The organism is Pseudomonas sp. NY11955, assembly GCF_048068035.1.
Lineage (GTDB): Bacteria > Pseudomonadota > Gammaproteobacteria > Pseudomonadales > Pseudomonadaceae > Aquipseudomonas.
Window position 1 is genome coordinate 581,450 of sequence record NZ_JBLUPS010000002.1, and the last position, 6,621, is coordinate 588,070.

Consider the following 6,621-nt stretch of genomic DNA (forward strand, 5'->3'; position numbering starts at 1 on the left):
ACAACCGATCGATATCCATCGCAAGTTTTACACGCTAACTATCGAATCAATCGATTGAAAAAGGAGCAACCATGGAGCCGGCTTTCTGGCACAAACGGTGGGCCGACAACCAGATCGGCTTCCATCAGGCGCAGGTCAATCCGTATCTCCAGGCCCACTGGCCCGCGCTGGGCTTGGCACCGGGTAGCCGGGTGCTGGTGCCGTTGTGTGGCAAAAGCCTGGACCTGGCCTGGCTGGTGGGGCAGGGATACCGCGTGCTGGGTGTGGAGCTGTCTCGGCAGGCGGTTGAGGGCTTCTTCCGTGAGCATGGGCTTGAGGCCGAACGTTTGCAGCATGGGGCTTTCGAGGTTTGGCGCAGTGGCGACGTCGAGCTGTGGTGTGGCGATTTCTTTGCATTGCGGGCAGAAGATATCGGCGACTGTACGGGGCTGTATGACCGGGCTGCGCTGATTGCCTTGCCGCCGTCGATGCGTAAGGGTTACATGCAGCTGTTGTCGGCTTTGCTGCCTGCGACGTGCCGAGGGTTGCTGGTAACCCTGGATTATGACCAGTCACTGCTGGCCGGGCCGCCGTTTTCGGTAGGGGATGAAGAAGTGCGGCAGGGGTTGGCCGGGTGGCAGGTGGATGAGCTGGAGGTCGTGCAGGTGATCGAAGAAAGCCCGAAGTTCGTGCAGGCTGGGGCATCGAGCTTGTTGGAGCGTGTGTACCGGGTTGGCCGCTGAGGGCCCGCACAGGCATACAGAAAGGGCGACCGAAGTCGCCCTTTTTTGCATTTGCAGTTGGATCAGCCGCGGCGGCGCAGGGCCTCGATGCGGTCTTCCAGTGGTGGGTGGCTCATCAGCAGGCCGGCCAGGCCATGCTTGAGGCCGCCATTGATGCCGAAGGCTTTCATGGTGTCCGGCATGTGCACCGGCAAGCCTTGCTCCACACGCAGGCGCTGCAGGGCGCCGATCATTGCCGAAGTACCGGCCAACTGCGCGCCGGCTTCGTCGGCGCGGTATTCGCGGCGGCGCGAGAACCACATCACGATCATGCTGGCCAGAATGCCCAGGATCAGCTCGGCAACGATGGTGGCCATGTAGTAGGCAATGCCCTGGCCCTCTTCGTTCTTGAAGATGACCTTGTCGACGAAGTTGCCGATGATGCGTGCAAAGAACATCACGAAGGTGTTCACCACGCCCTGCACCAGCGCCAGGGTGACCATGTCGCCGTTGGCGACGTGGCCGATTTCGTGGGCCAGTACCGCACGCACTTCATCGGGCGAGAAGCGCTCCAGCAGGCCCTGGGACACGGCTACCAGCGCGTCGTTGCGGTTCCAGCCGGTGGCGAAGGCGTTGGCCTCGTAGGCCGGGAAGATACCCACTTCGGGCATTTTGATGCCCGCTTCACGGGACAGCTCTTCGACCGTTTGCAGCAGCCACTGCTCGTGGCGAGTGCGCGGCTGGCTGATGATCTGGGTGCCGGTGCTCATTTTCGCCATCCACTTGGAGATGAACAGCGAGACGAGGGAGCCGGCAAAGCCGAACACGGCGCAGAACACCAGCAGGCTGCTGAGGTTCAGGTCGACCCCGTTGGCGGCCATGAACCCGTTGAAACCGAACAGGCTCAGGGTAATGCTTGCAACCAGCACCACCGCAAGGTTGGTGGCTACAAACAACAGAATGCGCATCATGGTTGTTACGTTCTCCTGACGGATGAGTTGTCGCTTACTGCGGGGTATATAAGGGGCCTGCCGTGCCGATTCAATCGGGCGACTATTTCAAACTGTGTACGGCGGAGTATGGCAGAGGATGGCGCGGGGGCTGTGGGATAGAGCGTTGCAGGATGTAAGAAGCGAGGTATGCCTTGAGGTTTGTGGCGCCTGTGAGATCGAGCGCCGCCCCAAAAATCCCGTCGGACCTTACTGCGAATACCCCTTCAGGAAATTGCCAATCCGGCCAATCGCCGCTTCCAGGTCGTCCACCCGAGGCAAGGTCACCACGCGGAAGTGGTCCGGCCACGGCCAGTTGAACGCCGTACCTTGCACGATCAGCAGTTTTTCCGACAGCAGCAGGTCAAGGGCGAACTTCTCGTCGTTGAGGATCGGGCACACCTTCGGGTCGATGCGCGGGAATGCATACAGCGCACCCATCGGCTTCACACAGCTCACCCCGGGGATATCGTTGAGCAGCTCGTAGGTGCGGTTGCGCTGTTCAAGCAAGCGCCCTGGCGGCAATACCAGGTCGTTGATGCTCTGATAGCCCCCCAACGCGGTCTGGATGGCATGCTGGGCCGGCACGTTGGCGCACAGGCGCATGTTGGCCAGCATGTCGATGCCTTCGATATAGCTCTGGGCGTGGTGCTTGGGCCCGGAGATGATCAGCCAGCCGGAACGGAAGCCCGCCACTCGGTACGACTTGGACAGGCCGTTGAAGGTCAGGCACAGCAGGTCAGGGGCCAGCGAGGCGGTACTGATGTGCACGGCTTCGTCGTACAGGATCTTGTCGTAGATCTCGTCGGAGAACACCACCAGGTTGTGCTGGCGGGCCAGCTCCAGCATGCCCAGCAGCAGCTCCTTGGAGTACACCGCGCCAGTCGGGTTGTTCGGGTTGATGATCACCAGGGCCTTGGTGTTCGGGGTGATCTTGGCCTTGATGTCTTCCAGGTCGGGGAACCAATCGGCCTGCTCGTCGCACAGGTAGTGCACCGGCTTGCCGCCCGCCAGGCTCACGGCGGCGGTCCACAGCGGGTAGTCGGGGGCCGGGATCAGCACTTCGTCGCCGTTGTTCAGCAGAGCCTGCATCGACATGACGATCAGCTCGGAAACACCGTTGCCGAGGTAGATGTCCTCGATGGTGACGCCTTCGATTTCCTTCTGCTGGCAGTATTGCATCACTGCCTTGCGCGCACTGAACAGGCCCTTGGAGTCGCTGTAGCCCTGGGCGGTGGGCAGGTTGCGGATCACATCCTGGAGAATTTCATCGGGCGCCTCGAAGCCAAACGGCGCCGGGTTGCCGATGTTCAGCTTGAGGATGCGATGGCCTTCCTCTTCCAGGCGCTTGGCGTGCTTGAGCACTGGGCCGCGAATGTCGTAGCAGACATTGGCGAGCTTGTTCGATTTGCTGAACTGCATGATGGGATCCCGATATGAGAAAACGCGCAACCCACGCCGAAAGGTTTGAAACGGCAGGAAGCGGGTGCCAGACTGAACGCCTGGCACACGAAGCCAACTAATATACGTGCCACCCGCGCCCCGGAAAAGACGGTGCGGGGTGAAATTCAGCCTGCCGAGGTCCCTACATGAAAAAGATCGAAAAAACCCTGGATGAGTGGCGGTCGATGCTCGACCCCGAGCAATACCAGGTATGCCGCCTCAAGGGCACCGAGCGGCCGTTCAGCGGCAAATACAACAGTGAACGCCGCGACGGCATCTACCACTGCATCTGCTGCAATCTGCCACTGTTCGACGCGCAGACCAAGTTCGACGCCGGCTGCGGCTGGCCGAGCTTTTATGCACCGATCGAGGACAGCGCGATGATCGAAATCCGCGACACCTCCCACGGCATGATCCGCACCGAGGTCACCTGTGCCCGTTGCGACGCGCACCTGGGGCACGTGTTCCCCGATGGCCCGCCACCGACCGGGCTGCGCTACTGCATCAACTCGGTGTGCATCGACCTGCGCCCGCGCGACTGACCGGAGCCCGACCATGGCTGCATCGATGCTGGATATCCCCTGTGTGACCCTTGGCGGCGAGCACAAGACGCTCGGCGACTTCCCAGGCAAGCTGCTGTTGGTGGTTAACACCGCCAGCCAGTGCGGCTTTACCCCGCAGTACAAGGGCCTGGAGCAACTTTGGCAGGCCTACCGCGAGCGCGGTCTGGTGGTGCTGGGTTTCCCCTGCAACCAGTTCGGCAAACAGGAACCGGGCGATGCGCGGGAAATCGCGCAGTTCTGCGAGCGCAATTTCGGTGTGAGCTTTCCGTTGTTTCGCAAGATCGAGGTCAACGGCCCCGGTACCCATCCGCTGTACGTCGAGCTCAAGCAGCGCGCGCCGGGCTTGCTCGGTTCGCAGAAGATCAAGTGGAACTTCACCAAGTTCCTGGTCGACCCGGCCAGTGGCCAGGTCAAGCGTTATGCCCCCACCACCAAGCCGCAGGCCCTGGAGGCGGACATCGAGCGTTTGCTCAGCCGTTGAACGGCACCCAATGGTCAAGCAGCGCCAGTAGCTCTTCACGGCGGAACGGCTTGGCCAGGTAGTCGTTCATGCCTGCTGCCCGGCAGCGTTCGCGTTCCTCGGGCATGGCGTTGGCGGTGAGGGCGACGATGGGCAGGTCCGGCCAGCGGCCGCTCTGGCGGATGCGCCGGCTGGCCTCGTAGCCATCCATGACCGGCATGTTGCAGTCCATCAGCACCAGGTCGAAGTCGTCTTGCTCCAACAGCTCCAGGGCCTCGGCGCCCTGGGTGGCCAGTTGCACCTGGCAGCCGAGCTTGGCCAGCATGCCCTTGGCCACCAGCTGGTTCACCGGGTTGTCCTCTACCAGCAGAATCCGCGCGCGGCCTTGCTCCAGGGTAATGCTTGGGGTGGCCAGCGGGTGTTCGGGCTCATGGCCCTGCAAGGTGCGGCGCAGGGTCTGGTACAGGGCGTTGCGCGCCAATGGCCGGGCCAGTTGATGCAACGGCGCCAGGGCCAGCGACTGCTCGTTGGGCAAGAAGTTACCGTAGGCGGTCACCAGCAGAATCGGGGTTTTCAGTGCCGGACGCAGTTCGCACAGGTGGTCCACGTCGTCGCTGATCAACAGGTCGATCGCGGCGGCGTCCAGCGTGGCGCTGCTGTCATGGCGCCGGTAGGTCAGGCCCCAGGCGGGTAGCAAGTGCTGCAACAGTTCATCGAGCCCGCTACCGGCTGCGCTCAGGGCGGCCACGTGGCCCTGCAGGGGCATCGGCGGGATGGCTTCGGTGTGCACGGCCAGCGGCAATTCGGCGGTAAAGCAGCTGCCAAAGCCCGGCTCGGAGCGAATGTGCAGGTGGCCCTGCATGGCCTTGCACAGGTTGCGCGTCAGCGCCAGGCCCAGGCCGGTACCGCCATACTGGCGGGTAATGCCGGCACCCGCCTGGGTGAAGGGTTGGAAGATGCGCGCCTGGGCTTCTTCAGGGATGCCGATGCCGGTATCGCGCACCTCCAGGCGCACACCGCCGACGATCGTCACCAGGCGCACGTCGACGCGGCCGAAGCGGGTGAACTTCAGCGCGTTGGACAGCAGGTTGCTGACGATCTGCCGCACACGCGTGGGGTCGCCGAGCACGCTGCTGGGGAAGTCGCTGGCGATCAGGCAGGTCAGCTCCACGCTTTGCGCGGTGTTCTGCGACAGCAGGTTGGCGGTGTCTTCCACCATCGAGCCTATGTCGAACGGGATGCGCTCCAGCTCCAGTTGGCCGGCATCGAACTTGGACAGGTCGAGAATATCGTTCAGCAGTTCCACCAGTACCTTGCCCGAGTCGTGGGCAATCGCCAGTTGCTGGCGTTGCTCGCCGGGTAGCGGGTTGTCCAGCGCCAGGGCGATCATGCCGAGCATGCCGTTGAGCGGGGTACGGATTTCGTGGCTCATGTTGGCCAGGAAGGCGGCGCGCGCCTGGGCCATGTCCAGCGCGCGGCGGCGCGCTTGTTCCAGTTCCTGGTTGGACAGGCTCAGGCTGCTGTTACTGGCTTTCAGCTCGTCGGTGCGCGCCGAGACGATGTCTTCCAGCTCGTTCAGGTACTGGGTCAGGCGGTTTTCCGCCGTGCGCCGCTGTTCGATCTCGGTGGCCATGCTGACGAACTGCTGGTTGGCGACCTTTACCAGCACGCCAATTTCGTCGTGTTCATGACCATGTGGGCATTCCAGGCGGGTTTGCCGGGGTTTGCGCGGGTCGCTGCCGCTGAGTGCGCCGATTACCGTCACCAGCGGCTTGGTCAGCATCATGTAGAACAGCGCCAGCAGGATGCCGGTCAGCACCAGGCTGCGGGCGAAGCCGTTGAGCAGGGTAATGCCGGCGCGGTCCAGGAAGCGGCTGCCGAAGGCGTAGGTGTCGACGTCCAGGTACAGGGTGCCGAGGTACTCCTCGGGCATGTGGGTCAGGAACAGGCGTTCCTTGAACTGGCGTTGCTCGCCGAACAGGAAGTCGCTGAGTGGCCGGTAGCGGTCCTGCAACCTTGGTCGCTCGACATCGGCCAGCACCGTTTCGTTGTTGTCGATCAGCCGTGCGCGGATGATGGCCGGCGACTGCAGCAGGCCGCGGGTCAGTTCCAGCGCCAGTTCCGAGTCGATGTTGTAGGCGATGCGCGAGGCCGGGTTGTGGCTGATTTGCAGCAACGCGCGCACTTCACGGTTGATGGACGCGTCTTCGCTGGCATAATCGATGCCGATCTGGATGAGACTGAGCAATGTTCCCAGGATGAAGCCGACCAGGACTGTCAACCGGGCTTGCTTGTATGACAGGCGATTGGTGAACTTGATATCCATGAGTCCCGAGCCGGTTTCCCGTTCCTTGCGCTGCGCAAGCATAGCCGAATAGCCCCGGCTGCTGGTGGGCCTGTCACACATTCAACCTGGATTGCTCAATGGCTTGTGCCGGCTTCTTCGCGGCTTTAGCCGCGAAGAA

Annotated in this window: 6 protein-coding genes; 3 read left to right on the forward strand and 3 right to left on the reverse strand. The window is 62.6% G+C overall.

The genetic code is table 11. The features are described 5' to 3' along the window. The first annotated feature begins 71 nt into the window (after positions 1-71). Positions 72-722, forward strand: coding sequence for a thiopurine S-methyltransferase (locus ACNFBR_RS05745; RefSeq protein ID WP_416734018.1), 651 nt, complete (start codon positions 72-74; stop codon positions 720-722). A gap of 62 nt (positions 723-784) precedes the next feature. On the opposite strand, the gene htpX is transcribed toward ACNFBR_RS05745, so the two are convergent. Continuing rightward, positions 785-1,672 carry a protease HtpX gene (htpX, locus tag ACNFBR_RS05750; RefSeq protein WP_416734019.1) on the reverse strand — a complete coding sequence of 296 codons (888 nt, stop codon included), beginning with the start codon at positions 1,670-1,672 and terminating at the stop codon, positions 785-787. A 228-nt stretch (positions 1,673-1,900) separates the two neighbouring features. Next, the gene (locus ACNFBR_RS05755; RefSeq protein WP_012271123.1) at positions 1,901-3,112 is read right to left on the reverse strand and encodes a pyridoxal phosphate-dependent aminotransferase; all 1,212 of its coding nucleotides are present in this window, start codon (positions 3,110-3,112) and stop codon (positions 1,901-1,903) included. Positions 3,113-3,279: 167 nt separating this feature from the next. Here ACNFBR_RS05755 and msrB point away from each other — a divergent pair, with 167 nt between their 5' ends. Beyond that, entirely contained in the window at positions 3,280-3,675 is a 396-nt protein-coding gene (gene msrB, locus ACNFBR_RS05760) for a peptide-methionine (R)-S-oxide reductase MsrB (RefSeq protein WP_416734020.1), read from the forward strand. A gap of 13 nt (positions 3,676-3,688) precedes the next feature. Then, positions 3,689-4,177, forward strand: a complete 489-nt coding sequence (locus ACNFBR_RS05765; RefSeq protein WP_346646254.1) for a glutathione peroxidase — start codon at positions 3,689-3,691, stop codon at positions 4,175-4,177. Here ACNFBR_RS05765 and ACNFBR_RS05770 read toward each other — a convergent pair. Beyond that, positions 4,167-6,524, reverse strand: a complete 2,358-nt coding sequence (locus ACNFBR_RS05770; RefSeq protein WP_416734021.1) for a response regulator — start codon at positions 6,522-6,524, stop codon at positions 4,167-4,169. The genes ACNFBR_RS05765 and ACNFBR_RS05770 overlap by 11 nt on opposite strands. Positions 6,525-6,621 lie beyond the last annotated feature (97 nt).

Coding starts and splice junctions, on each gene's coding strand:
- ACNFBR_RS05755 (WP_012271123.1), bottom strand. CDS start 3,112: ATGCAGTTCAGCAAATCGAACAAGCTCGCCAATGTCTGCTACGACATT.
- ACNFBR_RS05765 (WP_346646254.1), top strand. CDS start 3,689: ATGGCTGCATCGATGCTGGATATCCCCTGTGTGACCCTTGGCGGCGAG.
- htpX (WP_416734019.1), bottom strand. CDS start 1,672: ATGATGCGCATTCTGTTGTTTGTAGCCACCAACCTTGCGGTGGTGCTG.
- ACNFBR_RS05745 (WP_416734018.1), top strand. CDS start 72: ATGGAGCCGGCTTTCTGGCACAAACGGTGGGCCGACAACCAGATCGGC.
- ACNFBR_RS05770 (WP_416734021.1), bottom strand. CDS start 6,524: ATGCTTGCGCAGCGCAAGGAACGGGAAACCGGCTCGGGACTCATGGAT.
- msrB (WP_416734020.1), top strand. CDS start 3,280: ATGAAAAAGATCGAAAAAACCCTGGATGAGTGGCGGTCGATGCTCGAC.